Genomic DNA, 26181 nt, shown 5'->3' with positions numbered 1-26181 from the left:
GTCCGCCACATTAATTTTGAGGAGTTAAAATACCTCTTCGTAGGTTGGGTTAAGCGTTGGCGAAGCCTGTCCGACAGGACATAGCGCAACCCAACGCGGGTGCCGAGGCTCCACTACGTTTTGCTTCGCAACGCTTGCGCGAACAGCCCAACCTACAATATTACATTGATTACCCCTCATAACTTATGTGGTGGACTATTAGTAGTCTGTCCCATAAGTTTTGAAGGGTTAATTACCTCTGTCTGCAACAAAATTATAGGTATTGACTTTTAAGGTCAATAGTGATAAAAGTATATCTCAATAAATAAGCTAAGTTTAATATAGTAGATATATTTTAAAATTAGTAAAATTCTTGCAAATCTCTTTTAATTTAAATTCTAACTGACCTTTTCCAATCAACTCAAGTTAATTGATTTAACAAAATCCTCAAGATAAATACTGATAATGCTCCAAAAAAGAATGACATATCAATAAAAATAAACAATGTTTCCCAAGAAAAGTTAAGGTTATATTATATACTTGCTTTTGCGAGAGATTACCAATACAGTAAAAACATTGCGATTAATTCTTAACAAGCTTGGGGAGAGGTAAGTTGAAAAAAAACACATTGGTGAAATTCTGTGCTAGTGCTTTAGCAGCTATGATTGTTGGTACAGGGTTAGCTGTTAATGCTCAACAGTCAAAGACTCTGACTATTTACTCTGGTAGAGATGAAAAGCTGATTGGTCCGTTAATTGAGAAAGCCAAAAAAGACTTGAAACTGAATATTCAAGTTCGTTATGGTGATACAGCCGAATTAGCGATCGCGCTGCTCGAAGAAGGTAATAATAGCCGTGCAGATATGTTCTTTGCTCAAGATGCGGGTGCTTTAGGTACCTTACAACAACGAGGAAGGACTCTAGCGATTCCTGGAGCGACACTCAATAAAGTCAATTCTCGCTACCGTTCTCCATCAGGGAATTGGATGGGGATTTCTGGTAGAGCGCGGGTAATTAATTACAACACCAAATTAGTTAAACAGGGTGACTTACCCAAATCCATTTGGGAATTAACTCAACCAAAATGGCGAGGTAAAGTCGGTTGGGCTCCAACTAACGGTTCTTTTCAATCGTTTGTGACAGCAATGCGGAAACTGGAGGGAGACCAAAAAACAGTGCAATGGTTGCGAGCCATGAAAGCTAATGGTGTCAAAGACTACGGTAAAAATACCGCAATTCTCGAAGCAGTTGGTCGGGGTGAGATTCATCTAGGATTAGCAAATAACTATTACTTAGGTCGCTTCAAAAAAGCTAATGCTAATTTCCCAGTAGCAGCCCACTACACTCGTAGAGATGCCGGTTCGATGGTGAATATTGCTGGTGTGTCGGTTTTAAAAACCACCGATCAACGCAGGGATGTAGAGAAGTTGATTAATTATCTGCTGACAACTCAATCCCAAAACTACTTCGCTGAACAAACCACTGAATATCCCTTAGTCAGAGGAACAAAAGCACCAGCAGGACAAATTCCCCTCAATAAACTAACCCCTCCTCGCTTAGATTTGAGTCAATTATCAGATTTACCTGGTACCTTAAGAGTTTTACAGCAAGCAGGAGTATTGTAAGCAATGAAAGCGGCTCGTCCTCCACTTTTTCTCATGCTCACAGCAGGAGTGGTGGCGATCGCCATCATCCTACCTTTTCTGTATTTGGTAATTCGGGCTGCAAGTATTGGTGGGGATGGGTTATGGAATTTAATTTCCAATCCCCGCTATCTGATGATTATGTTGAATAGTGCGGGGATGGCAGCAATTGTGACATTGTTGTCAGCTTTGATTGCCGTACCCTTAGCATTTTTGACAGTGCGGACAAATTTACCAGGCAGACGCTTTTGGTTGGTGGCAACAACTTTACCCTTAGCGGTTCCTAGTTATGTGGGTAGTTTTGCGCTGATTGCCACCTTTGCCCCACGGGGAAGTTTGTTACAATTATTACTCGAACCCTTGGGAGTTGAGGAATTACCTTCGATTTATGGTTGGCCTGGGGTAATTTTATCATTAACCTTGTTTACCTATCCCTATATGCTGCTGAGTGTGCGTGCTGGTTTGCAAGGGATAGATCCATCTTTGGAAGAAGCCGGACGCAGTTTAGGATACAGTAGTTTAGAAACCTTTCGGCGTGTAGTTTTACCCCAATTAAAACCATCCTTAGTAGCTGGGGGTTTGCTGGTAGCATTATATAGTTTGCGTGACTTTGGTACACCATCCTTGATGCAATTTGATGCCTTTACCAGGGCAATATTTATTCAGTATAAAACTAGTTTTGACCGTAATACCGCAGCGGCTTTATCATTAATGTTAGTTGCCTTGGTAATGGCAATTTTGTTGGTAGAATATCGAGTCAGGAGTCGTGCAGCTTATTATACTCGCGGTTCTGCGTCGTTGCGTCCTCCCAAAATTATCAAGTTGGGAATTTGGAAGTGGGTAGCCTTTGCTTTTTGCTTGGTAATTACCTTATTGGGGGTAGCATTACCTGTGGGAGTGAGTATATTTTGGTTGGGCAGAGGAATTTTGAATAGTGATTATCAAATTCCCAACTTGTTCCCAGCGATTTTCAACTCAGTTTCCGCAGCGGGATTAGCGGGTTTGGTAACAACTATTTTTGCCCTGCCGATCGCAATTTTATCAGTAAGATTTCCCAGTAAAATTACGGCGATAATTGAGCGTTGTTCTTACATTGCTTTTGGTTTACCGGGGATTGTGGTAGCTTTAGCGGTGGTATTTTTTGGAGCAAATTATTTACCATTGCTATATCAAACCTTACCGATGTTGGTATTTGCTTATTTGGTATTATTTGTACCGCAATCAGTGGGAAGTATTCGGACTTCTTTACTCCAAGTTAGTCCCCGATTAGAAGAATCGGCTCGTAGTTTGGGGAGAACACCTTGGCAAACTTTAAGAGAAGTGACTATTCCTTTGGTGAGTCCAGGTTTAGTTAGTGGTGCAGTGCTGGTATTTTTAACTACGATTAAGGAACTACCAGCCACAATGATGTTAGCACCGATTGGTTTTAATACCTTAGCAGTAGAAATTTGGAAAGCCACAGAAAATGTCGATTTTGATGATGCAGCATCTGCTTCCTTAGCGATGTTATTTGTATCAATGATTTCGACATTTTTAGTATTATCCCAGGAGAAAAAAGCCCAAAGCTGATTGAATTTGGGAACAGAAAGTAGTAGGGTGCGTTTGACCGAGGATATATGATTCGGTCGTAACGCACCAAATATAATAGTGCTTTAACTTTTAATCAGTGATTATAATTCATCACTCACAGTTTTACCTATCCTTACATTCAAAATCGGTGGTAGCAATGCAGATGATAATCCTTATAGGTATCCCGGTATGATTCATAGTTCTACTGGGGTGGCGATTGTCCTACCAAGATACAAAATATTTACTTCTGATCAAGGGACTTATGACGCTTTATAAACACACTAAGCTATCGCGCATTTAATTTATATTTTTCTAGCGGGCAGGCTTGCCCTCGAACAAAGTGAAGGGATGCCCGCACTACAAGACTTGAATAAAATTTGAATATACAAATTAAACGCTTTTTAGCTTATACAAGAATTAAGTGTATTTACTAAAAACACCCAAACTTAAGAGTAGTTAATCAGGGCGAGAACCTCCTTGAGGATTTCCACCAGCCCAAGGTGGACGACCTAGACCATTACGAATATTAATTACGGAACCGTCACTACGGGTAATTTTAAAAGCATCGAAGTCCTCATCATCGTATTCTCCGACAACTGTCACCCTCTCTCCTGCATTAAAATTAAACTTTTGCCACCAACGGGGAGCAGTATCAACAATTACTTGTCCCGTACCATCATCGAGAATAAATTCGTTACCTACTACGCTTTTAATTGTCCCAGAAATAGTCATTCCGGAATTACGCTGCAAGTCTCCAATATTCGTTTGAGCCAAGACTTGGGGAATACCTACAGTCATCAAAGTAGATGTCACAGTTAGAAGGATTGCTTTCTTCATAACCAAAATTTTTAATTGTCTATAATTTTAAATTTATCAAAATTTTATTTGAAAAATACATTTAAATTGATCAATTCTCTATAAAAAGCTACCGCTAAAGGTAGAGCGAGCATCTTGCTCGCTAGCGGTTATTAGCGAGCAAGATGCTCGCACTACAGCGATATATCAATTTGACTTTTTTCTTCTACTTCCCGTTCAGTTTGAGTGGGACGATTTTGAGCATCTCGTGTTTCTTTAAGTTTATCTTTTGGAGATTGACGACTTTGTATTCCAATAGCTTTTAAGTTAAGGTAAACACTTAATTAATCAAGTTATGTAAAAGTAGCTGTGTATACTTATTGTCCTTTTGACAGAAAATTACGGATGAAAAAACCGCATAGCCCATAGGAATAATAAATATTCCTAGCTAAAGCCTGAGAACAAGAAAAAAAGATATATTTAAGGTTGTCAGTCTGGTAATACGATAAAATTGTGAAAAAATATTATTAAGGCTTGATTCCAAATGAATTGGTTGCTTTCTACTTCGGTAATTATCCTTGCAATATTAATTATTAGCATCGCATTATATTTAATTACCGCTCGCCGCTATCAATCATCTGATTCTGTAGCCAATTCCTATGACGAATGGACTCAAGATGGTATTTTAGAATTTTACTGGGGTGAACATATCCACTTGGGTCATTATGGTTCACCACCCCAAAGTAAAGATTTTCTGGTTGCTAAATCCGATTTTGTTCATGAAATGGTGCGTTGGGGTGGTTTAGATAAGTTGCCTCCCGGTACCACCGTTTTAGATGTTGGTTGTGGAATTGGGGGTAGTAGCCGTATTTTGGCTGCTGATTACGGTTTTGACGTTACGGGTATTACCATCAGTCCGCAGCAAGTCAGACGTGCGACTGAGTTAACTTCTCAAGGAGTAAGCGCAAAGTTTCTGGTCGATGATGCCATGGCGCTTTCTTTCCCCGATGCTAGTTTTGATGTAGTATGGTCAATTGAAGCTGGTCCCCATATGCCAGATAAAGTGGTTTTCGCCAAAGAACTAATGCGGGTGTTAAAACCTGGTGGGATATTGGTTGTAGCTGACTGGAATCAAAGGGATGACCGGCAAAAACCGTTGAATTTTTGGGAAAAGCCAGTAATGCAACAACTATTAGATCAGTGGTCGCATCCAGCTTTTTCCAGCATCGAGGGCTTTTCTGAACTTTTAGAAGCAACGGGATTGGTTGAAGGAGAAGTGATTACCGCAGACTGGACGCAAGAAACACTTCCTTCTTGGTTCGATACTATCTGGCAAGGAATAGTCAAACCCCAAGGATGGATGCGTTTTGGAGTATCGGGTTTGATTAAATCAGTGCGGGAAGTACCTACACTTCTACTGATGAGGTTAGCATTTGGTACAGGACTTTGCCGATTTGGGATGTTCCGTGTACAAAGGTCAAAGGTTAAAGGTTAAAGGTTTAAAATAACTGTCAACTGTCAACTGTTGGTGGTCTTGCTTTAAAAAAAGTCTACCATCCAAGGAGATGAACCTGCAAATATCTTTGTAGCGGTTACAAGCGCGGCTTGTGTTCCATCGAGTTTTCCTGCAAGTTGCAATTGTTGGGCTGTAAATAATCCTGTATACAACGGTGCTAGTCCCTCAATTCCTAGCTTTAATTCAGCTTTACCACCTTTTGCGACGTTTCCGCTTCCTTTGCTGACAGATAAAATAAATTTACCGTTGTTTTCTGCAATCAAATCATCTGTTATTTCTAAATGTAATTCGCTTTCAATTCCTGATACGTAACCGCGTGCGGATAATGCTTTTTCTATGTTGATTATTCGCAACATCCAATATTTTGTAAACTTGATTTTGGCGGTTTGTTCTGGTAATAGTAATGTGAGATAATTGTTGACAGAATCGCGCCAACGTATTTTATCTATTTGAGCGCGATGATTATTAAGAAATGACCAAAATGTTTGTGCTGCTGCATTTGTCAGCACAGCCCAATCTCTAACCCGTAAAATTGCATTGTCATTTTCTGTATGCTGACTGAATATCATGTAACCTTGGGGTTCTTCTGAGGAACCAATCAGATAGGCATAGAAAGTACCCTTATCAGAAGGTTTCATGATACGATGCCAAATCGGTTGCCCGCGATTCAAGTATCCATTAATATTTTTTGCTTGTTTTGTATATAATTGGTAAAAGATTTGTGAATCTGTGGGAACCTGTTTTACAGGTAAAGGTTGTTCGCGAATTTGAATACTCTGGGTTGGAATTTCCCAACCGCAAAAATTACCCCCCTGTTCGTATCCTAATTGACGATAAAGCCGTTGAATTGCGGGATAAAGTACGGATATAGCGACACCGTTGCGATAAAGTTCTTTGATTGTCTGTTGCATTAAACTTAGCGCTGCACCAGTTCCCCGGTATTCTGGGGCAATACTAACTCCAGCAATTCCCGTCATCGGTACACTTTCACCACCCCACCATTGTCTCATGGGAATAGTTGCTAATCCACCGACCATTTCTTGATTGTGGTGAATTACCCGTAAATTTTCTATCCCCATCAGGTTAACCCAACTTTGTTCTTGCTCTGGAGTGCTTAAAAAACATTGTCCCATAATACTCCCAAACCGCAGAGCATCTTCTAAGTGACAATCGCTACTATATTCAAATTCAGGCTTCATCATATTTACTGCAATAGAGAGTGGATCTCAAAGCATAATACAAATGATGGTATTTTTATTCTTCAAATTATAAGTATTTCTAAATTTTCATTTCAAGTCGCTTTATGCAATCAATAAATAACAGATGATGATTGTTCATCTAATTTAAATATATTTTAATGAGATGCAACCCAAGATAACATTAATCGCGATTTTATTACTCATGAAATTAGCTTACATTTTCCGAATCAGAATCTCCTTCATTCGGCCCAGGCATCCATTTGGGAGTATAAACAGGTGATTGTGCTTCTACTCTACCAACAATTGATGCTGCTGCACCGCACATAACCACTACTATTTGGGCAATATCTTCACCATAGTTTACAGATTCTCCTTTCAAAATTGCATCAACATCTTCACCTACAATGGGAGCAATTGCTGCGGTTGAGGTGAAGACAATACCCCAAAAAGTTTTGCTTCCAAACAGGCTTTTTCTTTTGTGATTCATATCTTTTGACTGTTGATGATATTGTTCTTGTGGATGATTGAAAGCGGTCATAATTCTATTTTTTCACTCCGAAACAGTTAGGATGATTAAAAAAGTTTTGTAATTTAAACTTCACCGTAAAAACCCCAGTTTCGGAAATATTTATGAAAATAATTCAAATACTTGTGCCATTTCTATATGAAGTTTATATGAAGCTGTTAGCGTAAAATAAACTCGACTTCTAGGGGCTACACTCAATCATTTCTAATAATTGCTGTTCACTCAATTGAGTAATCCCCAATTTTTCCGCTTTGCTTAATTTAGAACCGGCATTTTCTCCTACTACTAAATAATCTGTATTTTTACTTATCGAATCAGTGACTTTTCCCGCGAATTTCTCAATTAATGCTTTAGCTTCATCTCGCTTCAATGTGGGTAATGTTCCCGTGACAACGAAGGTTTTTCCAGCGAATTTTTGATTTACATTAGAAGTTGTTTTTTGCGTTTCTTCAAGCTGCAATCCAGCATTTCGCAAACGCTCAATTAATCTTTGATTAGCTTCAATACGAAACCATTGATGGATACTTTCGGCAATTTCTACACCTATACCGTAAATGGCTTCGATATCTGTAACTTTGGCTGCTGCTAATTTTTCTACACTATCAAATTTCTCGGTTACGGTTTGAGCGGTAACGCTTCCTACATGACGGATTCCTAAACCATATAATACCCGCGACCAACCTTGATTTTTCGATGTTTCAATGGCATCTATCAGCTTTTCTGCCGATTTTTCACCCATTCTTTCCAATACAAATAATGCTTCTTTTGTCAAGTCGTATAAATCGGCTACAGAATTAACTAAGTTCTTATCTACCAATTGATGCACTACTTTCTCACCCATTCCGCGAATATCCAAAGCGTTACGGCTTACCCAATGCTCAATTGAACCTTTGAGAATTGCAGCACAAGATGTATTGACGCATCTCGTTACCGCTTCCCCTTTCTCCTTGACTACAGGTTGTCCGCAAACGGGACAATGGCTAGGCATTTTAAAAGCTATAGTATTTTCGGGACGCAATTCTTTAAGTACTCGTACCACTTCCGGAATAATTTCCCCGGCTTTACGGACAATGACGGTATCCCCGATGCGGATATCTAATTGATCAACGCGATCGCCATTATGCAGTGTAGCGCGAGATACTGTTGTTCCGGCAAGCTGGACGGGATGCATTTCCGCTAATGGTGTCAGAGCGCCGGTTCTACCGACATTGACGGTGATATTCTCTACGCGGGTTGGTGCTTCTTCGGCTGCGTATTTGAGTGCGATCGCCCAGCGAGGGAATTTTTGGGTAAAACCTAATTCCTGCTGTAACGGGAAGGAATTAAGTTTTACTACCACCCCATCGGTCATATAAGGTAAGTTTAAGCGTTCTGTATCCCAATGCTGATAATATTGAGCAACTTCATCTAAGGAATGACAAAGTTGTTTGTTGGGGTTTACTTTAAAGCCTAGTTTTCCTAATAATTCCAAAGCTTCCCATTGATTATTTGCAAAACTCCCATCGTCCATACCAGGAATTTGCAAAGTATAAGCAAAGAAATCTAAGCGTCTTTTATCTACCTTCCGGGAATCCAACTGTCTGAGAGTACCAGCAGCAGCATTCCGGGGATTAGCAAATTGACTTTCATTCTGATATAATCTTTCCTGATTAATTTTTTCAAATACATCCAAAGGTAAAAACGCTTCACCCCGTACTTCTATTTGTTGTAAAGAATCGCGATTTTGTATTTCAATATCATCCAAATTTAATCTTAAAGGAATCGAACGAATTGTCCGCACGTTTTGCGTAATATCTTCCCCACTCACCCCATCACCGCGAGTTACTCCCCTAATTAAAACACCGTTTTCGTAAGTTAACGCTAAAGCATTGCCATCAATTTTTAATTCACATACATAATCAACTTGTTCCTGGTGGGGTGCGTTTCTTCTCCATCTTTCATCCCAAGTTTTTAATTCTTCTACATTAAAAGCATTTTCTAAACTGTACAGTGGAATGTTATGACGTACTGAAGTAAATGCAGTTGCAGGTTTTTCCCCTACTCGTTGCGTCGGGCTATCGGGGGTGATTAATTGGGGGTATTGGGTTTCTAAATCCTGCAATTCACGGTACAATTTATCATAAATCGCGTCTTCCATGATGGGAGCATCAAGGACGTAGTAAGCGTAACTTGCTTGGATTAAAAGTTTTCGTAGTTCTTCGATTCGTTGTTGAGTTTCTGGTTGGATGGATTGCACTAATTATGCCTCCTTTAAAAGTTTGGGAATAGAGGTTTAATATAAAAGGTATTTAGTGCATTTGTACTAAAATTGTTAGTGGTTGTCAAGATTTGTTTTTAACGCAGAGGGACGCTGAGGGAAGCGCAGAGGAGTGATGAGAGGAGAACGAATAATCTCAATCCACTCGACAACGCCCTTCATCATCACACCCAAGTCTTTCCTGACGCTGTTTAATTACGGTTTCTAAGCTAGGTCTCCCGGTGAGTTTTAACCGCAAATCTGCCCAAATACCGTAGATAAAGTTAGCTAATCCACCCAAAATCGGTAACTTGGTAATTGCATAAACCCAACCCATTCCCAAGGCTTCGTAAACTCGACGGAACACTTCGACGTTTTTAATTACCGTACCGTCGGGTAATATTCCGTGAATTCTTCCCATTGCTGTTTCAAAGTCAATTCCAGCGTTTTCTTCGGGATTATAATCATCCGCTGCAATATCTACAAATACAACTTTACCTCTGCCCGCATCACGTTTTTGTAAAAAGTTAACTTCGCGCAAACATAAGGGACATTCACCGTCGTAAAGTAGCTTGATTTCCCAAGTCGGTTGGCTAAGAGTTTGGTTGGAATTGTTTACGGTGCTGCTTGGTGAAGACATAAGAATTTAAGTTGGTTTAGGTAAGTTGCCTATATGAATGATATTTAGACATCTGGTGGAAATTAATTATGCGTCATCCAGAAACCTTGTAGAGACGTGAAATTTCGCGTCTCTACATTCTTTTTCGGAGATGTCTTTTATATTGTCTCAAATTATAAAGAACGGTACAACTTGATATTGATATTAAAAAAGAAGGCGATCGCCGTCTTGAGTAGTACGTATAAATTGAAACTTCAACTTCTATCAATTCCGGATAATTAATGATTATTCCCTGCTTCCTATTCCCTACTTCCTTTCTATGATTACCTTCGATAAAAACTTATAAGTAAAACGTTACAAACTCTAGTAAAATACCATTATCCATAAAATAAGTATTTATTCTCATTGACATCATGGCGGAACATTTTCCTTGGCTGACCGCAATAGTTTTATTTCCACTCTTCGCTTCCTTTCTCATCCCCATATTGCCAGATAAAGATGGTAAATTCATCCGCTGGTATGCCGTTGGTGTGGGTATGGCAGACTTTTTCTTGATGTGTTTTACCTTTTGGCGGCATTACGATACAAGCAATGCAAGTTTTCAACTAGCGGAAAGTTATGCTTGGGTGCCTCAGTTGGGTTTTAACTGGGCTGTTTCCGTCGATGGTTTGTCTGTTCCTTTGGTACTTTTGGCGGGGTTTGTCACGACGCTGGCGATGTTTTCGGCTTGGCAGGTTGACCGCAGACCGCGTTTATTTTATTTTCTCATGTTGGTGCTGTATTCGGCACAGGTGGGGGTATTTGTTGCCCAAGATTTAATGCTGTTCTTTATTATGTGGGAAGTAGAACTGGTTCCGGTATATTTACTAGTGAATATTTGGGGCGGCAAAAAACGACGTTATGCAGCAACCAAGTTTATACTTTATACCGCAGCCGCTTCTATATTTATTTTAGTCGCCGCGATCGCAATGGCGCTTTATGGCGGCGAAAATGTAACTTTTGATATCGCGACTTTGGCAAAAAAGAATTATTCCCTTGGTTTAGAACTGTTACTGTATGCGGGATTATTGATTGCATTTGGTGTCAAATTAGCTATTTTCCCCTTACATACTTGGCTACCGGATGCTCACGGTGAAGCTTCTGCTCCCGTATCAATGATTTTAGCGGGTGTATTGCTGAAAATGGGGGGATACGGATTAATTCGTCTGAATTTAGAAATTCTTTCCGACGCACATATTTATTTTGCACCAGCTTTAGCAACTCTTGGGGTAATTAACATTATTTACGGTGCTTTAAATTCCTTTGCTCAAACTCATATGAAGCGACGTTTGGCTTACTCCTCAGTTTCTCACATGGGATTTGTGCTACTGGGTATCGCTTCCTTCACAGATTTGGGAATCAATGGTGCAATGTTGCAGATGATTTCCCATGGTTTAATTGCATCGGTATTATTCTTTTTAGCTGGTGTAACTTACGACCGCACCCATACAATGAAAATGGATGAAATGGGCGGTATCGGGCAAGTAATGCCGAAAGTTTTCGCTTTATGTACGATAGCTGCAATGGCTTCCTTAGCACTTCCGGGAATGAGCGGATTTATCAGCGAACTTTCGGTATTAGTCGGTGTCAGCACAAGCGATATTTACAGTTCAACTTTCTGTACGGTAACGGTTTTTCTGGCTTCAGTGGGAATTATTCTCACACCAATTTATCTACTTGACTTATTGAAACAGGTATTTTACGGCGAAGGTAAAGTTGTTTGCGATATTGGTAATGCAAAATTTGAAAACTTGGAAGCAGAGGGTACGGCTTGTTTTGGTACCGATTGTGCTTTACCTGATGAATCAATTTACAGAGATGCTAGCCCCCGTGAGGTGTTTATTGCAGCTTGTTTCCTAGTGGTAATTATCGGTATTGGGTTTTATCCCAAAGCTGCAATGCAGATGTATGACGTGAAAACAGTAGCGGTGAATGCTCAAGTGCGTCAATCCTATACTCAAATTTCCCAAACTAATCCCGGTATTTACGCGAAAGGATTTTTGACACCGGATATTGCTTCTTCGGAAGTTGTGCCAGTTTTAGGAGCTTTGAAGTAAAGATAAAATTAAATAAGTAGGTTGGCTCAAACAAACATAATTATGTAAGGAAACGTTAAATAATTGAAACCCTTGCGATTGCTTCACTTCGCTCCGCTCGTTCGCAATGACATAGTTATAAATTTTCCCATCCATCTACTTAATTAATAATGTAGAGACGTTGCACTGCAACGTCTTTATTTTTTTATATTATTGAGAATTTAGATTTGATCAGTATCTATTTTTTTGTGATTATATATTTTAATGAGAAAAACATAAAAATAAATTAACAAGATGAATACAATAAAAATAGAATAGGAGGTATTCCTAAAACAAAGGCATATAGCCAATAATTTAAACAAATTAACTTGATTCTGAGATAGAATTCAGTAAATGCACTTGTATTGAAGTCTTTTCTGTTTTGCAACATGAACAAAGTATAATCTTCAAGTTCATGGTTCTCAGGGCATTCTTTAATTAGATTTTCGTAACTAGCTGATATATTACCTATCTCTTGAATAAAATCGGCTTCTTGCGATTTACTGACTATTAAATACTCAAGCTCTCTATTTAAACTTGATAGCTCTACTGCATTGCTATGAAGCTTTTCCGCTTTAATTTGATAATTTTTGGCACCTTCTAAAAGGCTGATAACGAGTGTAAAAACAGATAAAATTACAGAAATTGCATTGTAAATATCATTTACCCTTTGACATTGTGGATTATTTACAATATTTTGTATAAACGGAATTGCGATACCATATACAGATAATATTGAAATACTACTCAGTGAAAATTGGTATTTATTATTGAGTCTACGTGCTGCATTGAAGCGAGAACCTTTGGTTATCCAAATTCTTTTTCTTAATGATGTAACAAAAGCATCAAAATCACTGTTAACATTCATTCATCCAAACATTCGTTAATTTTGCGGGATATAAATTAAAATTAAAGGGCGAGTCGTCTATGGAAGTAAACAATGATAACCGCTCCTAACAATACTAAATAATAGTTTTAGGAGGTCAAAGTCCCAAGGGGAGTTTGATTACATTCACCCCTGAAGAACATCCAGGAGGTTCTGCAATAGCAAAATTGCAGAAGACGACTCGCTTGTAATTATTGTAACATTAATTATTAATATAAAAAAGCATCATCTTTATCTAACTCTGACAAATTTCTCTGCTTATGGTTTTCGTACAATTCTTTAATTTCTTCATCTGAATAAACCTTATCAGATTCAAGCTTACCTCTTCGTTTAAGGAATTTAGTTTTATCTTTTATAGTTATATAGTTATTGTAATTGTGTATATAGCCACCTTGAGGATCATATATAGCTTCGTAAAACGCTCTGGAAATTTTCTTTAAGTTAGAAGGAGGAACTTTATCAAAATCATCTAATCTGTTAAATAGCTTATTAACTATATTGTCAATTTTGTATAAAATAGGCTTATCATTGATTGCATTAAAATAAAATATCCAACCATATTTTCTTTTTTCATTTATAGCTCCGGTAATTTTTTCATTTAGTTCTTCAATAAAAATTTCTTTTAACTTTTCTACTAGCTGATTGCGCTTTAATCCCTTGTTGAGCTTTTTGAGTATTGATAATTTTTTTTCTCTATTATGAATATAGTTACTAAATTTGGCTGCGATAGAATGAATATACTTTTCTATAGTAGATGTTCTAACAGTTATTTTAGGTAACTCAAAACGATATCCGAGGTATTCAAAGTCTTTATTTCCAGATGTTTGATAAGATTTCTCTTCATTAATTGTAAGATTCAAAGATTTTATTTTATTTCTAAATATTTTCTCAATCTCATCTATATCTTCCTTATTTGTAAAGATGAGTATATCATCTACATATCTAGAGTATACATTTACGCCATCAACCTTCTCCATTTCGTTATCTAATTCATATAGATATATGGAAGCTAGTATATTTGATATAGATAAACCTTGAGGTATTCCTTTATTGTTAAGATACTTATTAATATCTTCGCGATGGTAATTTTGAGGAACAGTTGGCATTTCTATCGCTCGTTTAATTAGTGTTAAAATTCGACGAGACTTTATTTTACTTTTAAGTATTTTGAATAATATGTTTCTATCTATTGAATCGTAAAAAGTTTTTATATCTGCACGAAATATACTTACTTCATCAGGTGTTTTTTCACTAATAAACTTATTAATATCATGTATATAAGTATTAGCTAATCTACGTGGTTTACATTGTGGAAATATATCAAATAACATTTCTTTCAATGCGTGTAAGACTATTCTATCTCGTATAGTTGGAATAGATAGAACTCTTGGTAATTTGTCTCTTCCTTTTGTAGAGAGTAGTTCAAGATACGGTGAAAACTTATATGTTCCATTCAAACATTTTTTCTTAATCACCCTTATTTGAGGAACTGCTTGTCTACTAAATTGTCTACCACTAATTCTATCAAGACCTTTAGTTTTAGTTGATTGAAACTTTTGATTATGTATTTCTTTTAACGATTGGATTTGGAAATGTTTTTTAAATAACGTATATGGAGTCTTATAAGTACCATCAATATGGTTAATATCAAAAAGCATAGAATACGGCTAAAAAATTAGATTATTACAACTTCATATTTAGAGTACAAAAGCTACTTTGCTGATTCCGGAAATATACAAGTAAAAATATTGACATTCACAAAAAACAGTTTTACTACCCAAAATTATGCTCATATTCTCACTCCTCCAACCGAATAATATTAGATTCGGGAACGAGTTGCTCTACATAATCCGAGTAAGTTGTAATCATGAACTGATTATTTTTACCCAGTTTAAATAATGCTGGTAAAATGTATTACTGCATCGGTGGATGTAGATGCAATTCTAATTCGTCAATTAAAATAACATTATGAATAAGTACTCACGCAAAATTAATTGTATATTGCCATTACGAGTGGAGCGTTAGCGAAACGAAGTAATTGCAAGGGTTTGGGATTGCTTCACTTCGTTCGCAATGACACAAATAATTTTGCATATCCACTTATTCCAACTAGCAAAGTCTACTAAAATTGGAAATATTGCTCGCTCTCCCATGACATCTCAGAAATTTCATATTGATGTTTAACGTCGTATAAATAGAACCACGGTTCTTTTAAAATGGCTCTTCCATACTTATGCTAGCGTTCATAATCTGAGAAAGGGAATAAGGAACACTAAAAAACCTTTTAACTTGTATATTGAAATTTCCTGAAAGTTTTGTAGTACAGGCATCTTGCCCGCTAGACAAATACAAGTTAAATGCGCGACAGCTTATATCTTTATATCATAGGCAATATAAACACAGGTGACGTTGCAGGGGTTATGACTCGTGTTTGGTAAGTTGAGTATATTTATATTAGCAAAAATAGTTATAAAAGGTTTTTTGGTAAGTTAAAGCGATACCAAAACCCAATCTATCAACTATATAGTAATTAACCGCCCAAGAACAACGATCGCAATTTATAATTTGATTCGCAATTGCAAAAGACCTGTAAAATTGGAAAGCGATGAAAAAACCTGTTTACTCAATATTAGAACAAAAATATCGTCGCATCCAAAAAGAATTAATGATTGGAACACTCGCTCTTTGCGGGGTGTTGCTGACGGGAACTTTATGGTACAGATTTGTCGAAAAGTGGACGTGGGAAGACGCTACTTATATGACGGTGATTACCTTGTCAACCGTTGGTTATGGGGAAACTCAAACTTTAGGAAGCCGGGGAAGAATATTTACTATTGCCCTAATTTTAATGGGTGTAATTACTATTGCTTATATTGTTAATCGATTTACAGAAGCTGTAATTCAAGGATATTTTCAAGAAGGAATTCGACTTAGACAACAGCGGCGAACAATGGAATCTTTATCTAAACATTATATTATTTGCGGATTTAGTCGTACAGGTCGGCAAATCGCCCAAGAATTTGAGGCAGAAGGTGTACCTTTTGTAATTCTTGATTTAGGATTAGAAACTGTCAGAAAAGCTCAAGAAGAAGGTTATACCATATATCAAGGTGATGCAACTTCAGATGAAGCTTTGGTACTTGTAGGAATAGAAAGAGCTATTTGTATTGTCGCTGCATTACCATCAGATGCAGAAAATTTGTATATAGTACTTTCAGCAAAAGCACTGAATCCACACATCAGGGCGATCGCCCGCGCCAGTACAGAAGAAGCGTTACAAAAATTACAAAGAGCCGGTGCAGACGCAGTAGTTTCACCTTACATCACTGGTGGTAGAAGAATGGCTGCTGCTGCTTTAAGACCACAAGTAATGGATTTTGTTGACGGTATTATATCAGGAAGAGGCCGGGAATTGTATATGGAAGAAGTTTTAATTGACCGTAATTCTTGTCCCTTTGTTGGTCAAAGTTTAGGACAAGCAAGATTGCGAGCGCAAACTGGAGCATTAGTTCTGGCTATTCGTCGTGCAAATGGCGAGTTAATTGGCGGTCCGACAGCTGATACTATTTTAATGTCAGGAGATGTCATGATAAGTATGGGAACAGCCGAACAATTACGCGCTCTTAACAAAATACTTGGGCCAATAGACACTAAACCATTACGCAAGCCGAAGAAGAGTTAATCAATTCTGGATTTTGGATTTTAGATTTTAGATTAAAAGAGTTAAAACTACCAGAGTTACGAATTTAAAAGTACTTGATAATTGTTCACTGTTCACTGATTATTGACTTGTTCCCAACCATGTAAGGTAGCGATGGTTTGGATTGTGGGGATGATGATGATTTGTGGTGCTGCTGAGATTAAAATACTGGGATAAACTGCCGCACCCCATTTAGGATGAATTAATACACGGCATTGATTGCAAATTATGGGATATTTAAGTAGAGCTTTGACGACTGCTGTGTCATCGTGGGGAATTTGTCCGGGATGAGATAGCAATGGATAGCCGGTACGAGGATCTATTAAGTCTGTAAGATGGTTTTGATCTCGTAAGTCAAATGCAACATCACAAGCAAATCTCATGAATCTTGCTCGCAAACGTTGCTTTTCCGTTTCTATTTGGGGTGAACTTTCTATAAGTGCAAACCGAGATTGTTGTAAAACAATTACCACAGACATTTCCGACTTGTTCTTCCAATCCGGTAATATACGTTCGCAATTATTAAAAATATACCGGCTGGGGGGGTGAATTGAAATTTGAATCTCTTCTCCCCTTTGACTAACCAAGTCGATTTTATAGTCTTGTTTAGAAGAAAAAATGTTTGGATAGTTCACTAATTAAATAGGTTTTTCCAATTTTTTATCCTTTGTTATAGATAGTAACTATAATTTAGGATAAATATCATCAATTATTAATTATCAATTATCGCAGAACATTTATCAACGAATATTGAAAAAATTATAATTGTTCATTTAGCTTTCTACTATTTCCTTTTCCCTATTCCATGTTCCCTATTATTAATTCAGTTTTAAAGAATTAACTGGAACTTCATCCCAAGAATTGACTGTTCTGATTCGAGCTATCCAACCGGCTGCTAACTGTTTTTCGCTTAAATTATTCTTGAAAGATTCATGACAATCTTGTGCTTGAGATTCGTTACAGCAAGCAATACAAGCATGAATTAATCCAGAGGGATCTATTTGCTCGTTTACCCAAATAGTCATTTTTTTATTTCCTTCCTTATAAAGGTTAAAGGTCAAAGGTTAAAGGTTAAAGGTTTGTAAGAAACAACTAATAACTGTCTACTGTCAACTGTCCACTGTCAACTGTCCACTGTCAACTGTTTCCTCCTTCATAATGACGACGGTAAAGTAGTTCTAATTGTCCACCATATTCTTGAATTAATGCAATTTGTCGCTGATATAATGCCCGGAATGTGTTGGCGAATAATAATGTAAAAATAGCAACTATTAATCCTGCTGCTGTGGAAACTAATGCTTCGCTGATTCCACCTGTGACGTTGGTTGTTTCGCTTCCTCCAACATTACCAAGGTTGAGTGAAGCGAAAGAAGTAATTAATCCTAAAACTGTTCCTAAAAGTCCGAGTAAGGGTGAAAGAGAAATAACTGTATCGAAAATGTTTTGAAAACGTTTGAGCAAAGGTATCTCGGCTTGTGCTTCACTTTCTAAAGCAAGACGAAATTCTTCTGGGTTTGCTTGTTCTAATTCTAAAGCTGCTAAAAATATCCGAGCAATGGGTAAATCGGTATTTTGCTTGAGTTTTTCCAAAGCACCAACAACATTATCTCGACGATAAAGTTTGAGTACTTGCTCAACTATACGACTTTGACGGCTGTTGATTTTTGTCCAAAAGCGAATCCGTTCGATAATTAATGCTACCACCAACATCGAAAAAAACAGCAGCGGTATCATTACTACCCCACCCGCTGTAAACAAATTTGTAAGTTCCATAGGCGAATCGTAATTAGTCTTAATGCTCCTCAACAAAGCAAACTTAGACTAACAGAGTACTTTTTACAATAGTTTATGCGACACAATTTAAGAAAATTTTGCGAAAATACTAGAAAATATCTGCGGGGTTGGCTGATTGTAATTTTTTAATCGCGGTTGTACCGGAAATCAAACACATGATTACTGTTAACACAAATACTGCAATACTTCTTTGAGGAGTCATAAAAATAGGTAACATAGTAGATTCTGATGCTAGTTGATAAATTCCTAAAGTCATTGTAAATCCTGGAATGTAGCCTAATATAGCTAAAATTAATGACTCTTGTAATAGCACTCCTACTAAATAGCGATCGCGATATCCCATTGCTTTGAGGGTAGCGTATTGCGGTAGATGGTTGGCAACATCGGAATACATAATTTGATACACAACCATAATCCCGACAATAAAGGAAACAATTACACCTAAACCAAATATAAAACCGATGGGTGTAGATTTTTGCCAATAAGTTTTTTCTGCGGTTTCAAAATCAGAAGCTGTGAAAATCATCACGTCATCTGGTAAACCAGTTTCTAAGTTTTCGCTAACTTGCTTGATATCGGCATTACTTTTAAGTTTAATTAAACCAACTTGAATTTGAGTAATAGGAGTATAGGGAAATAAACTTAAAAATGTTGTATCGCTGGTAATTACATTCCCATATGCTGCAAATGATGCACCCAAACTAAATAAACCACCAACTCGTATTTTGATACCATTAAGTTCAGTTTCAACTCTGGATTGTTGTTCAAATAAACTGGCTATCGGACCAAAAGCCGGTAATGATGCTTGATCAAATAATACCGTATCGGGTTTTTGTAATTCAGAAATATTTTGATTAATTTGGGGAAATTTAAATGCTGTTGTACGTGGATCGGTACCTAATACTAAAATAGTTTGCGTGCGATGGGTTTGCGGATTTTTCCAGCTTCCTAAACCGATGTACAGGGGACTAACGGACTCAACTCCTTCAAATCCTAATACTTGATGCAACCGTCTTCGAGAAAAGTTTTTGACTGAATATACTGATTCAAAATGGCGATTAACTACCACTAAATCGGCATTTAAGCTTCTGTGTGGTGCTGTTGAACTGTTAAATAGTGAAGCTTCAAAACCCATTTGGGCAAAGATAAGAATATTTGCAAAAGCAATACCAGCCATAGCAATTGCCAGACGAGTTTTATCTTTCATCAACTGTCTTAAGGCTATAGGGGTTTTGCAGAAAAAATGGCGAAGCATCTATCGCTGTCTCCTTGTGAAGCCGATTGCTATTACAATTTAATTTTTATAGATGTTTCATATCCACTACATCTAAAACCCCATCATATTTTGTTTAATCTTGAAAAACAGTTACTAGGAAGGTTTTTTGATTTTTAGTTTTTGAATTTTTCATTTTCGTGGTTTCAAATCAAATAATATACATTTATTGGAGATAATACCCATTTTTTACTCAATTTTGCCAGAAATTATCCCGCCGGGAACACTGTAAAATGTTTTACTATATAAGATATTTGCTTGTTCAAATATACTTAGGATATTGAGGATATTTTTTCGTAGCCTAATCTACCATTCGTAGCTTTTGGTGAGTTCCTATAAAGTGTTTACCGATTTCCAATTTTTCATTCATCATTAACTTGTACGGCTCAAGCCTAAATAGTTATGACCCAAATATTTAAATTTCAGAACAAAATACCTATCACAATCATTACAGGATTTCTTGGAAGTGGTAAAACTACTTTATTAAATCATATTTTAACTAACCGTGATAATTTGAAAATAGCTGTTTTAGTCAATGAATTTGGGGAAATTAACATTGATAGTCAACTTTTAGTATCTATTGATCGAGATATGATGCTATTGAGTAATGGCTGTATATGTTGTACTATTAATGCCGGTTTAATTGATGCAGTTAATCAAGTTTTAGAACGTAAAAATATTGATTATATAGTTATCGAAACTACAGGTTTAGCCGAACCAGTACCTTTAATGATGACTTTTACCAGTAGTTATTTAAGAGATATGACTCGTTTAGATTCGATTTTGACAGTTGTTGATGCAGCAAACTTCAACCCGGAAAAATTTGAGAGTAAAATTGCTTTAGAACAAGTTATATATGGGGATATTATTATCCTCAATAAAATAGATTTAGTATCAGAAACAAAAATTCGACAAATTGAAGAATTTATCAATTCAGTTAAACTCCAGGCAAAAATTATACGTTCTGAATACGGCAAAGTATCTTTACCTTTAATTCTAGATGTGGGTACTTGTCATTTTAAAATGCTTTTTTCTTCATCTTTACAATATAATATTGATTCATCTGCGATTAATAAATTGGAATCAGAAAATTTTATGTCAGTTACTTTCCAAAGCAATCGACCTTTAATTATTGAGAAATTTAGTAATTTTTTGGACGAACAATTACCAAAAACAGTATTTCGAGGAAAAGGAATTATTTGGTATCAAGGAAGTAAACTACGGCATATTTTTCAACTTAGTGGTAAACGCTGTAATTTTCAAAGCGATGAATGGTCAACTCTTCCCTGCAATCAACTGGTTTTTATTGGACAAAATTTAGATGCTATAAAAATAAAAAGTCAATTAGAAGAATGTCTTGCTGTTGTCTAAATTCAACTTGTTTTTCATTAATATCTTATTACCTAACTAGATTATTTTTCTGTTTCGCTTTCACCTTGTTCTGTAATATCGACAAGATGATTTAAATCATCAGCATTAATCTGATAAGCTGCACCAAAGTCCATGACAAAAAGTCCTTCATAAGGAGTAAATTTAAAAATATCAAAATCTGGTAAATTACGAAAAATATAAATAATATTTCCAAATCTTTGATCGAATTGATTAGCTATATGCTCCCATTGTGGATTATTCTTCTCTACAACAGTTCCATGACAGGAATATGTCACACGTTTACGAGCAAAAATTTGTTTACTTTTAGCTTCATCTTCAATTAACATCACACTCGCTTTACCATTTGCTTGAAGATTGGAAGTGTGAACCGAAAGTTTACTCACGAATATATAAATATTTTTGGCTTCATCTATCACAAATGGTGCATAACTGACGTTCGGAATCCCTTCATTACTAACTGTTCCTAAAACTACAGTCCTCATATTACTCATGAGTAAAGCGTATGCAGCTTTTGCTCTTCCGATATTTTTTTCCAATGTATAATACCTCACTTGTAAATCTTCTTGACTCTGTGACTTTATTTCCTGAAACTCAGAATCTGCAATCAATTCCTGATTTATTGCAAATTATTATAAAGAAGTATACAGATTTTAAATGTATTGCATCAGACCACTCTGTATAAATAAACTATCTATTTACCTAAAGTTATTGAAAAATATTATCAAATATTAAAAAAAAAGTTATAATCATAGCTAATAGTAATTGAGAGTTAATTGCATTTTATTTATCAAATTATTTTTCGAGCAATATGATTAAACGTTGGTTTTAAGCTGCGAGTCATTAGGAGTAAAGTAGATGAACGAAGCACTTTCAATGAATAATGAGTTAGGGACAACAGTATTACCGGCTGAGGAGCAACAAAATAAAGTTGATTACCGGGGCTGGTTAAAACCGACTTTTTCTCCAGAGCATGGTGTGCTAATTGTTTTATTTGGTTCTTTTCTGACAGGAGCAGCTTTAGCCCAGGCTTGGAATTATTGCACAAATGTAGCATTAATTTGTGCTTTTTTTGCATTACAAACAGAACATCCCCTAATCGTGCAGTTAAAGCAACGCAGTACCTGGAAACCGAGATATCTAATTTGGGCTGGAATCTATGGAATAATTGCTGTTTCCCTGGCTGTTTGGTTATGGATTCAGTCTCCGATTTTAGTATGGATTTATGCCATAGTACTTTGTGGGTTGATCATTGATGTCGTCGCAGTTTTTAGACGTAAGCATAAATCGATTCTCAGTAAGCAACCCCGCTCTTTCATAGACGGGGCTTCAGCAAATAAGTTGAAGCCGTGCTTACCAGTCTCAGTCTTAACTGACTACGTTTTTTGAGTCACGATACCGGAGAATGCGTACGCCCCCGGCGTTGCCGAAGGCTAGCTAGTTTTCCGCTCTATCATTTGCAATTAAACAGTTTTAAGGTCACTGAAACAGTGTTGCAAGTCTAAAAAGCTCTTAAAACATTGACGAAGCTAACATTACCGTTGAGGCACTAATCATGCAACAAAATTATGTATTTTTGATTGACACAAACAAACAGCAATTAAATCCAGTAACACCAAAACAAGCACGTCGATTATTAGAAAAAGACAAGGCAGCAGTATACAGAATGTACCCATTTACATTAATACTGAAAACTGCAATTGATAACCCTGCCATTAGACCCTTAACTTTGAAGCTTGACCCAGGTTCAAAATTTACAGGTATTGCATTACTTGACGGTGAAAATGTTGTTTGGTGTGCAGAATTAGAGCATCGAGGTTATCAAATAAAAGAAGCTTTATTGTCACGCAGGCAATTGAGACGTAGCCGAAGAAACAGAAAAACTCGATATAGGAAACCCAGATTTGACAATCGTAAGCCTAGTGATAACTGGCTTCCACCTAGTTTAGAACACCGTATTTTAACAACTGAAACCTGGGTAAAACGTTTAATTTGTTATGCGCCAATATCCGAGCTATGGATTGAGAAAGTTAAATTTGATATGCAACAAATGCAGAATCCAGAAATATCTGGTGTTGAATATCAGCAGGGGGAATTGCAAGGTTATCAAGTACGTGAATATCTCCTAGAAAAATGGGGTAGAGAATGTACTTATTGCGGTAAAAAAGATGTTCAATTGCAAATAGAACATATCCATCCTAAATCAAAAGGAGGTAGCAATAGAGTTAGTAATCTTTGTTTAGCCTGCGAAAAATGTAATCAAGAAAAAGGTAATAAACCTGTGGAAGATTTCCTTAAAAAGAATCCGGGCTTACTCAAAAAGATTAAATCTAAAGCTAAAAAACCCCTTTTAGATGCAGCAGCAGTCAATTCAACTCGAAATAAATTGGTAAAAATTTTATCGAACTTATTAGCTACTAAAACTTCGACAGGAGCGCAAACTAAATATAACCGAACTAAATTAAAGCTTGAAAAACAACATTGGATTGATGCAGCCTGTGTTGGTGATGTTGACAATATAAAACTACTCACTAACCAACCATTAAAAATTAAATGTAATGGTCATGGGACTCGTCAAATGTGTAGGACTGATAAGTACGGTTTTGCTTCAAGATATGTGCCAAGAATTAAATTTGTTAAGGGTTTTCAAACAGGAGACATCGTAAAAGCTATTGTCACATCTGGTAAAAAAATCGGAGAATACACCGGCAGAATTGCAACTAGAAGTACTGGTAGCTTTAATATTTCGACCAGTGAAAAACTAATACAGGGTATATCTTACAAGTACTGCAAAATTATTCACAAAAAAGATGGTTATTCCTATGCATTTTGACATTTTCTCACGGCAGTTGAAACTGCTCGTGTCGTGTTTCCTCCGTGACCTAAAGGTACACGGTTTCCACACTCCCGGAGGTTTTTAGATGAATTAATTATTTTTGCAGCTATCTGTTTATCGACTCCTCTAGCTTATGCAGCAACAACCGGGAATCTTTCTCTAGAAGCTCTCGCTATGTGGATACTGAATACATTATTTTTTGGTAGTGCTATTTTCACGATTAAACTACGACGCAAGAAAACTAGTTCCCTGAAACCAGGTATAATTTATCATTCTATTGCCAGCGCGATCGCCATCGGTTTTTTTGCTTTAGGCTGGTTAAAATTAGTTACCGCCTTAGCATTTGCGATCGTTCTAATTAAATTTGCTGTAGTGATTGTTTTTCGCAAATGGTATACCCAAGCCAAGTTTCATTCTGTAGCTCTACTTGAGACTCGTTTTGCTCTGTTTTATATTGCAGTAGCTGCTATCAGCGTACTTCCGGCGCATTTACCAAAATAGACATCTGGTGGAAATTAATTATGCGTCATCCAGAAACCTTGTAGAGAGGCGATACTATCAGCATATTCAATTTCCGCAGATGCCTAAGGTACTGCCTATTGCTTCTATATACCTACAAACTTAATAATTCAATTATTAATAAGGGTTTACATTCAAATGTACTTACTATACATTACAGAATATTTGATAAATGTTATCGTTAAGTAGAGCTATTAAGTAAAGCTACAGAGAAATTATATAGAGTTAATTGCTCTTTATTGAAAAAGCATTTAACTTTTTATCAAGTAGAGCAAATTACGATTGTAGTTAAATTAACTTTGATTGATAATTATGTAGGGCTGATAGTGGGGTTTTTTACGTTTAAATGTATCGCTTAGTACATTTTTGTAATACGTGATATCTTGATGACTTAACTGGAAACAGCGAATTGTTTTACTGGAGAAAAAGATTGGAAATGGGACAAAAATTTGTATTAACCGGATTGATTGCTTCTTTAGTCATCAGCGCGGGGTGTGAAGCACTGAATAATGATCCTAAGACTCTGGTTGTATATTCCGGTAGAAATGAAAAGCTAATTTCCCCTTTAATTGAACAAGCCAAAAAAGATTTAAACCTGGAAATTGACGTGCGTTATGGTGACACTTCTGAACTCGCGATCGCGCTGGTGGAGGAAGGAGAAAATAGTAAAGCTGATGTGTTTTTTGCACAAGATGCGGGTGCTTTGGGTAGTTTGGAGCAGAACCAAAAAACCTTAGAAATTCCTTCAGAAGTACTCAAGGGAGTAGATTCTCGTTTTAATTCACCTACGGGTAATTGGGTAGGAGTTTCCGGACGCGCTCGTGTAGTAGACTACAATACCAATTTAGTCAAAGAGAACGAATTACCAAAAACAGTTTGGGAATTGACTCAGCCAAAATGGCGCGGTAAAGTTGCTTGGGCTCCTACAAATGGTTCATTTCAATCATTCATTACAGGAATGCGGGTAGTAGAAGGTGAAGAAAGGACATTGGAATGGCTTAAAGCAATGAAAGCCAACGATGTCAAAAAATACGGAAATAATACCGCAATAGTCGAGGCTTTAGGAAGGGGTGAAATTCATCTAGGATTAGTAAATCATTATTATCTACCCCGCTTCATTAAAGACAATGCTAAATTCCCAGTTGCTCATCATTTCACCAATGGGGATGTAGGTACAATGATTAACGTTGCAGGACTTGCAATTCTCAAAACTACCGACCAAAAAGAAGATGCTCAAGCATTTGTCAAATATATGCTTAGTCCCGCAGCACAAAAATATTTTGCTTCGGAAACTAATGAGTATCCTTTGGTAGAAGGAATAGAAACATCAAGCGAATTAACACCTTTGAATAAGCTAAATCCTCCCAAAATTGACTTATCTAAATTATCAGGTTTAGAAGAAACCTTGAAGTTATTACAACAAGCTGGAGTCGTTTGATTTTCCATTAGGAGTTAGTTGATGGTTGATAGTGGTTAGTTGATAGTTGATGGTTGATAGTTGATGGTTGATGGTTGATGGTTGATAGTTGATAGTTGATGGTTGATGGTTGATGGTTGATAGTGGACAGTTGACAGTTGACAGTTAATAT

22 protein-coding genes are annotated in these 26181 nt (G+C 36.7%); 10 read left to right on the top strand and 12 right to left on the bottom strand.

The features are described 5' to 3' along the window. The first annotated feature begins 592 nt into the window (after positions 1-592). On the top strand, positions 593-1603 hold the full coding sequence (locus tag IQ247_RS22820) for an iron ABC transporter substrate-binding protein (protein WP_228059970.1): 1011 nt from the start codon (positions 593-595) through the stop codon (positions 1601-1603). A gap of 3 nt (positions 1604-1606) precedes the next feature. Continuing rightward, positions 1607-3190, top strand: a complete 1584-nt coding sequence (locus IQ247_RS22815; protein ID WP_193923504.1) for an ABC transporter permease — start codon at positions 1607-1609, stop codon at positions 3188-3190. A 456-nt stretch (positions 3191-3646) separates the two neighbouring features. Here IQ247_RS22815 and IQ247_RS22810 read toward each other — a convergent pair whose 3' ends face one another. Then, a complete protein-coding gene (locus IQ247_RS22810) occupies positions 3647-4027 on the bottom strand; it encodes a NirD/YgiW/YdeI family stress tolerance protein (protein ID WP_193923503.1) in 381 nt (126 codons plus the stop codon). A gap of 502 nt (positions 4028-4529) precedes the next feature. On the opposite strand from IQ247_RS22810, the gene IQ247_RS22805 reads away from it, so the two are divergent. Next, positions 4530-5480 (top strand): methyltransferase domain-containing protein, encoded by a 951-nt coding sequence (locus IQ247_RS22805; RefSeq protein ID WP_193923502.1) that lies wholly within the window; start codon positions 4530-4532, stop codon positions 5478-5480. Between the two features lie 44 nt (positions 5481-5524). On the opposite strand, the gene IQ247_RS22800 is transcribed toward IQ247_RS22805, so the two are convergent. The 4 genes from IQ247_RS22800 to IQ247_RS22785 form a co-directional block, all read right to left on the bottom strand. Continuing rightward, a complete protein-coding gene (locus IQ247_RS22800) occupies positions 5525-6703 on the bottom strand; it encodes a GNAT family N-acetyltransferase (RefSeq protein ID WP_228059969.1) in 1179 nt (392 codons plus the stop codon). A 205-nt stretch (positions 6704-6908) separates the two neighbouring features. Beyond that, positions 6909-7238: a hypothetical protein gene (locus IQ247_RS22795; RefSeq protein ID WP_228059968.1), complete on the bottom strand. Its 330-nt coding sequence runs from the start codon at positions 7236-7238 to the stop codon at positions 6909-6911. A gap of 169 nt (positions 7239-7407) precedes the next feature. Further along, positions 7408-9462, bottom strand: coding sequence for an NAD-dependent DNA ligase LigA (gene ligA, locus IQ247_RS22790; RefSeq protein ID WP_193923501.1), 2055 nt, complete (start codon positions 9460-9462; stop codon positions 7408-7410). Between the two features lie 157 nt (positions 9463-9619). Beyond that, complete coding sequence (locus tag IQ247_RS22785) at positions 9620-10102, bottom strand: thiol-disulfide oxidoreductase DCC family protein (protein ID WP_193923500.1); 483 nt, start codon at positions 10100-10102, stop codon at positions 9620-9622. 392 nt (positions 10103-10494) lie between these two features. Between IQ247_RS22785 and IQ247_RS22780 the strand changes: the two genes are divergently transcribed. Continuing rightward, entirely contained in the window at positions 10495-12177 is a 1683-nt protein-coding gene (locus IQ247_RS22780) for an NAD(P)H-quinone oxidoreductase subunit 4 (RefSeq protein ID WP_193923499.1), read from the top strand. A gap of 265 nt (positions 12178-12442) precedes the next feature. Here the strand turns inward: IQ247_RS22780 and IQ247_RS22775 are convergent, their stop codons facing one another. Both IQ247_RS22775 and IQ247_RS22770 read right to left on the bottom strand, forming a co-directional pair. Continuing rightward, positions 12443-13063: an SLATT domain-containing protein gene (locus IQ247_RS22775; protein ID WP_193923498.1), complete on the bottom strand. Its 621-nt coding sequence runs from the start codon at positions 13061-13063 to the stop codon at positions 12443-12445. A 227-nt stretch (positions 13064-13290) separates the two neighbouring features. Continuing rightward, positions 13291-14739: a reverse transcriptase domain-containing protein gene (locus IQ247_RS22770; protein ID WP_193923497.1), complete on the bottom strand. Its 1449-nt coding sequence runs from the start codon at positions 14737-14739 to the stop codon at positions 13291-13293. 947 nt (positions 14740-15686) lie between these two features. Between IQ247_RS22770 and IQ247_RS22765 the strand changes: the two genes are divergently transcribed. Then, complete coding sequence (locus IQ247_RS22765) at positions 15687-16763, top strand: potassium channel family protein (RefSeq protein ID WP_193923496.1); 1077 nt, start codon at positions 15687-15689, stop codon at positions 16761-16763. A gap of 92 nt (positions 16764-16855) precedes the next feature. On the opposite strand, the gene IQ247_RS22760 is transcribed toward IQ247_RS22765, so the two are convergent. The 4 genes from IQ247_RS22760 to devC all read right to left on the bottom strand — a co-directional run bounded on the left by IQ247_RS22760 (position 16856) and on the right by devC (position 19830). Continuing rightward, positions 16856-17416: a methylmalonic aciduria and homocystinuria type D protein gene (locus tag IQ247_RS22760; RefSeq protein ID WP_193923495.1), complete on the bottom strand. Its 561-nt coding sequence runs from the start codon at positions 17414-17416 to the stop codon at positions 16856-16858. 183 nt (positions 17417-17599) lie between these two features. Then, complete coding sequence (locus IQ247_RS22755) at positions 17600-17806, bottom strand: glycogen debranching protein (RefSeq protein ID WP_193923494.1); 207 nt, start codon at positions 17804-17806, stop codon at positions 17600-17602. A gap of 112 nt (positions 17807-17918) precedes the next feature. After that, positions 17919-18554 carry a MotA/TolQ/ExbB proton channel family protein gene (locus IQ247_RS22750; RefSeq protein ID WP_193923493.1) on the bottom strand — a complete coding sequence of 212 codons (636 nt, stop codon included), beginning with the start codon at positions 18552-18554 and terminating at the stop codon, positions 17919-17921. A gap of 109 nt (positions 18555-18663) precedes the next feature. Beyond that, positions 18664-19830 carry an ABC transporter permease DevC gene (devC, locus tag IQ247_RS22745; RefSeq protein ID WP_193923492.1) on the bottom strand — a complete coding sequence of 389 codons (1167 nt, stop codon included), beginning with the start codon at positions 19828-19830 and terminating at the stop codon, positions 18664-18666. 420 nt (positions 19831-20250) lie between these two features. Here devC and IQ247_RS22740 point away from each other — a divergent pair, with 420 nt between their 5' ends. Then, complete coding sequence (locus IQ247_RS22740) at positions 20251-21219, top strand: CobW family GTP-binding protein (RefSeq protein ID WP_193923490.1); 969 nt, start codon at positions 20251-20253, stop codon at positions 21217-21219. Between the two features lie 41 nt (positions 21220-21260). Here IQ247_RS22740 and IQ247_RS22735 read toward each other — a convergent pair whose 3' ends face one another. After that, complete coding sequence (locus tag IQ247_RS22735; protein ID WP_228059967.1) at positions 21261-21776, bottom strand: HugZ family pyridoxamine 5'-phosphate oxidase; 516 nt, start codon at positions 21774-21776, stop codon at positions 21261-21263. Between the two features lie 319 nt (positions 21777-22095). Here IQ247_RS22735 and IQ247_RS22730 point away from each other — a divergent pair, with 319 nt between their 5' ends. From IQ247_RS22730 to IQ247_RS22715, 4 genes are all read left to right on the top strand, one after another. Continuing rightward, positions 22096-22626, top strand: coding sequence for a YwiC-like family protein (locus IQ247_RS22730; RefSeq protein ID WP_228059966.1), 531 nt, complete (start codon positions 22096-22098; stop codon positions 22624-22626). A 166-nt stretch (positions 22627-22792) separates the two neighbouring features. Next, positions 22793-24070: an RNA-guided endonuclease IscB gene (iscB, locus tag IQ247_RS22725; RefSeq protein WP_193923488.1), complete on the top strand. Its 1278-nt coding sequence runs from the start codon at positions 22793-22795 to the stop codon at positions 24068-24070. A gap of 177 nt (positions 24071-24247) precedes the next feature. Continuing rightward, positions 24248-24574 (top strand): hypothetical protein, encoded by a 327-nt coding sequence (locus IQ247_RS22720; protein WP_193923487.1) that lies wholly within the window; start codon positions 24248-24250, stop codon positions 24572-24574. Positions 24575-25028: 454 nt separating this feature from the next. Further along, complete coding sequence (locus IQ247_RS22715; RefSeq protein ID WP_193923485.1) at positions 25029-26030, top strand: iron ABC transporter substrate-binding protein; 1002 nt, start codon at positions 25029-25031, stop codon at positions 26028-26030. Positions 26031-26181: the final 151 nt, after the last annotated feature.

Origin of the sequence: Plectonema cf. radiosum LEGE 06105 (assembly GCF_015207665.1) — a bacterium.
In the GTDB taxonomy this organism is placed as follows: Bacteria; Cyanobacteriota; Cyanobacteriia; order Cyanobacteriales; family Nostocaceae; genus Rivularia; species Rivularia radiosa_A.
This window is presented reverse-complemented; position numbering and strand designations above follow the sequence as displayed.

Excerpts from the sequence above, each read along its gene's own strand:
- IQ247_RS22785 (WP_193923500.1), bottom strand. The coding sequence starts at position 10,102 with ATGTCTTCACCAAGCAGCACCGTAAACAATTCCAACCAAACTCTTAGC.
- IQ247_RS22765 (WP_193923496.1), top strand. The coding sequence starts at position 15,687 with ATGAAAAAACCTGTTTACTCAATATTAGAACAAAAATATCGTCGCATC.
- IQ247_RS22740 (WP_193923490.1), top strand. The coding sequence starts at position 20,251 with ATGACCCAAATATTTAAATTTCAGAACAAAATACCTATCACAATCATT.
- IQ247_RS22770 (WP_193923497.1), bottom strand. The coding sequence starts at position 14,739 with ATGCTTTTTGATATTAACCATATTGATGGTACTTATAAGACTCCATAT.
- IQ247_RS22810 (WP_193923503.1), bottom strand. The coding sequence starts at position 4,027 with ATGAAGAAAGCAATCCTTCTAACTGTGACATCTACTTTGATGACTGTA.
- iscB (WP_193923488.1), top strand. The coding sequence starts at position 22,793 with ATGCAACAAAATTATGTATTTTTGATTGACACAAACAAACAGCAATTA.
- devC (WP_193923492.1), bottom strand. The coding sequence starts at position 19,830 with ATGCTTCGCCATTTTTTCTGCAAAACCCCTATAGCCTTAAGACAGTTG.
- IQ247_RS22730 (WP_228059966.1), top strand. The coding sequence starts at position 22,096 with ATGAACGAAGCACTTTCAATGAATAATGAGTTAGGGACAACAGTATTA.
- IQ247_RS22750 (WP_193923493.1), bottom strand. The coding sequence starts at position 18,554 with ATGGAACTTACAAATTTGTTTACAGCGGGTGGGGTAGTAATGATACCG.
- IQ247_RS22800 (WP_228059969.1), bottom strand. The coding sequence starts at position 6,703 with ATGATGAAGCCTGAATTTGAATATAGTAGCGATTGTCACTTAGAAGAT.
- IQ247_RS22780 (WP_193923499.1), top strand. The coding sequence starts at position 10,495 with ATGGCGGAACATTTTCCTTGGCTGACCGCAATAGTTTTATTTCCACTC.
- IQ247_RS22795 (WP_228059968.1), bottom strand. The coding sequence starts at position 7,238 with ATGACCGCTTTCAATCATCCACAAGAACAATATCATCAACAGTCAAAA.
- IQ247_RS22775 (WP_193923498.1), bottom strand. The coding sequence starts at position 13,063 with ATGAATGTTAACAGTGATTTTGATGCTTTTGTTACATCATTAAGAAAA.
- IQ247_RS22755 (WP_193923494.1), bottom strand. The coding sequence starts at position 17,806 with ATGACTATTTGGGTAAACGAGCAAATAGATCCCTCTGGATTAATTCAT.
- IQ247_RS22720 (WP_193923487.1), top strand. The coding sequence starts at position 24,248 with ATGTGGATACTGAATACATTATTTTTTGGTAGTGCTATTTTCACGATT.
- IQ247_RS22715 (WP_193923485.1), top strand. The coding sequence starts at position 25,029 with ATGGGACAAAAATTTGTATTAACCGGATTGATTGCTTCTTTAGTCATC.
- IQ247_RS22815 (WP_193923504.1), top strand. The coding sequence starts at position 1,607 with ATGAAAGCGGCTCGTCCTCCACTTTTTCTCATGCTCACAGCAGGAGTG.
- IQ247_RS22805 (WP_193923502.1), top strand. The coding sequence starts at position 4,530 with ATGAATTGGTTGCTTTCTACTTCGGTAATTATCCTTGCAATATTAATT.